The 3121-nt window shown below is 27.3% G+C and carries 3 protein-coding genes; 2 read left to right on the forward strand and 1 reads right to left on the reverse strand.

Going from position 1 to position 3121, the window contains the following annotated elements; translation table 11 throughout:
* Window positions 1–600, forward strand: a 600-nt coding sequence (locus AOG55_RS03070) for an MFS transporter (RefSeq protein WP_156318730.1), incomplete at its 5' end; no start/stop codon positions are given.
* Between the two features lie 713 nt (window positions 601–1313).
* On the opposite strand, the gene AOG55_RS03075 is transcribed toward AOG55_RS03070, so the two are convergent.
* Window positions 1314–2414 (reverse strand): AAA family ATPase, encoded by a 1101-nt coding sequence (locus AOG55_RS03075; protein WP_054964244.1) that lies wholly within the window; start codon window positions 2412–2414, stop codon window positions 1314–1316.
* A gap of 240 nt (window positions 2415–2654) precedes the next feature.
* Here AOG55_RS03075 and AOG55_RS09840 point away from each other — a divergent pair.
* Window positions 2655–3121 (forward strand): IS110 family transposase (locus AOG55_RS09840; protein WP_156318731.1); only part of this gene is annotated, 467 nt, incomplete at its 3' end.

Here is a 3121-nt window from a genome sequence, read left to right on the forward strand (position 1 = left end):
TTATCAATATATTATATTCCATTTATAATTATTGCAGTGATAGGTTTAATATTTTCATTTAAAATTAGATTAAATAAGAAATTTGCATTATCATCATTTTCAGGATTTTTGCATTCAATAACAAGAAATATGCTTGCAGCATATTTTGTATTTTTATTGTATTCATTAAATTACACACCATTAATCATAGGTTTGCTTGTTTTAATATATCCTATATTTTTCACTTTTACATCCTTTGTTTCCGGAAAATTGCATGATAAATACGGATTAAAAATAGCATCTATTGGATTTTTATCAATGAGCTTATTCTCATTATTATTATTTTTTAATTTTATAATTCCTGAAATATTTCTTGGAACTTCCACAGGAATTGCAACAACATCAAATACCGCATATACAATGAATTCCTTAAATAAAAATGACAGAATAACAGGATCAGGAATAAGGTCATTACAGGGAATAGTAACAAATGCAATTGGTCTTGGTATAGGCTCAAAATTGCTGTTAAATCTTAATCATGTTATATTTATAATAATTCTCTTAAATTTAACAGCATTAATAATTACATTAATCCTGTATAAAGCCCATAAAGCGCCGTAGGCCGAAATGAGCCTAAAGGTTTAATACCATTCCAGACAATAAATCATTATGGATGTATATCCCTAGATAGGGGTCTCCGGCCCTATGTATATAAGACTGTATAAAAATACCTGAAAATGAATGAACAAAATAATGGTTTATCGATTAGATAAAGATTGCGGACATAAAGCTAAGGCCATAAAATTGCTTTTCCCTGAAAATCCCGGACTAGAGGAATAATAGCGTCATCCAGTTTCCAGATGTGAGCATACCTATACATAAATTCTGATTTATATTTATCATATATAATACCCATCTATTGATTTATAATTTTTAATATTATACACAATATTATCTGAAATATTTTTATCAGTGCTTTTACGGATCATATTGTGTTTATATTATTTTTTATTTCCATTGAGACTGTGCTCAATGCTTTAGATATAATGTTAATGATCATCCTATTTTTATATAAATTTCATGTAATTATGATAATTTTATTTACTGCAATTTATGGTCACGGGTTTTATCATTATTTAATCTTTATATTTTATGTCATATATGACATAAAAATTATGTAAAATCATGTCTTATATAATATAATGCTTACAGATGAAGAGTATATCAATTGATGTTGGATGGTGATTCTTAAACAAAAATTTTTCCATTTCACGATATATTTATTATCAACCTCTTATAATAATATTTTTTTAAAAACCTCTGTAATATTTCCTTTATCTATTTTTGTTAATAAATTTTAATTTAATTAACGGGTCTTCAATATAATATTTATTTTCAGATTTTTTTATAAATCCATATTTTAGAAGCTTTGTTATGTGATTGTTTAAAATCGTTGAGGATATGTAACCAGTTTTTGTTGTAACATATGCTTTTATTGCAGACCAGTTGTTTAATCCTGCTGCTATTGACTCCATTATAGCCATATACCTGTCCTTAGAATTATTGATTAATTTATTTATCTCGCTATCTATTAACCTTTTGCTATATTCTATGACATTATTTATTGAATCGTAATTATTTAATTTTCGAATAGCCCGGTTATATCCGTAGTATGTCAGCCATCCCGCGATTCCGTCCAGAATATCTATGGCAGAATTTATATCATTGTCATTTACGTTTATTTTAGCCTCTTCAAAGCCGGATTTTAAGAAATTGTAGGACGTTTCATTATCGAAATGCCCAATTTTAATTTCATTTATCATTCTTCCAAATAGCGGACTTTCAGTATTATCTATATCAATAAACTCCTCTAAAATTCCAATTTCACTTCCTGTTATTATTATATGTATATTTTTCAAATTATCATATGCCCATGCCAGTATATTGTTATATCTTTTTCCACTGTATTTTAGATACTGTGCCTCATCTATAGCCAGGATGAATACATCATTATTCTTTTCTGAGATTTCATTAATTACCTCAAGAATATTATTTAATTGATATTTTTTGGATGCGTCTATATCTATTTTTAAATGATTTATTTCAATACCATTTATTTTGGATAAAATATCAGAAATCAAAAATCTCAGTTTTTGAGAAATCCCTATATCCTTTTTTAATTCATGCAATATTTTTAAAGATATTTCATTTTCTCTGATAGTTCCGGATTCGTTGAATAATTCCCTTATATCTATTATTATGTATGGTATTTCAAGAGAATTTAATACACTTTTTAACAGGCTAGTTTTTCCTGTTCTTCTAATTCCGTATATTACTGTTAACGGTTCTGTAACACATCTTTTTAGTAATAATATTTCCTTTTCTCTACCGAAAAGGTCTTTAATATTATCTTTTGGTTTTATGTTAAATAGCATTAGTAATACCCCCTATTATTAAGTAATACTCCCTATTATTTAAAGTTCATTAAAATGTATTAAATTATTTTTATCTAAATATAGTGAGAATCGGAGGCGGTTGTTATGCAACTTGACCCTTGAGGCCGTTAGTAAGAATAGCCGCCCTTCGACTCGATTTCATACCTTATAATTATAAGGTGAATAGGAGTTTGTCGAGTCTTCGATTCTGAATCTCACAGAATCATTAGAGGTGATTAAATGGTTATAGGCTTGGATGTACATAAACGTTCCGTATATGCTACGGTAATGGAGGATAATGGTACTATTATTTCCCAGAAAAATATGGAAAATAATATGGAGATAGTTAATGAGTTTTTATCAGTTTATAAGGATCATGATATTGTAATAGAATCATCAACATCCGGTAAGTATCTTTCCAGGGAATTATTAAAACTAAACTATAAGATACATCTGATTAATCCTGCAAAGGTTCCTGAAATATATAATAATTACAAGAAGACAGACTTGGGAATAAAAAATAATAGAATAGATGCAATATATGCACGTGTATCATCCAATAATAAGAATGATTTATATAATCAAATAAACAGATTAAAATCATTATACCCAAATGCACAAATATTCAGTGATATTAAATCCGGATTAAAATTCAACAGAAAGGGATTCATTGAATTATTAAATATGATAGAGGACAATAGGATAAA

The organism is Acidiplasma cupricumulans (assembly GCF_001402935.1).
Lineage (GTDB): Archaea > Thermoplasmatota > Thermoplasmata > Thermoplasmatales > Thermoplasmataceae > Acidiplasma > Acidiplasma aeolicum.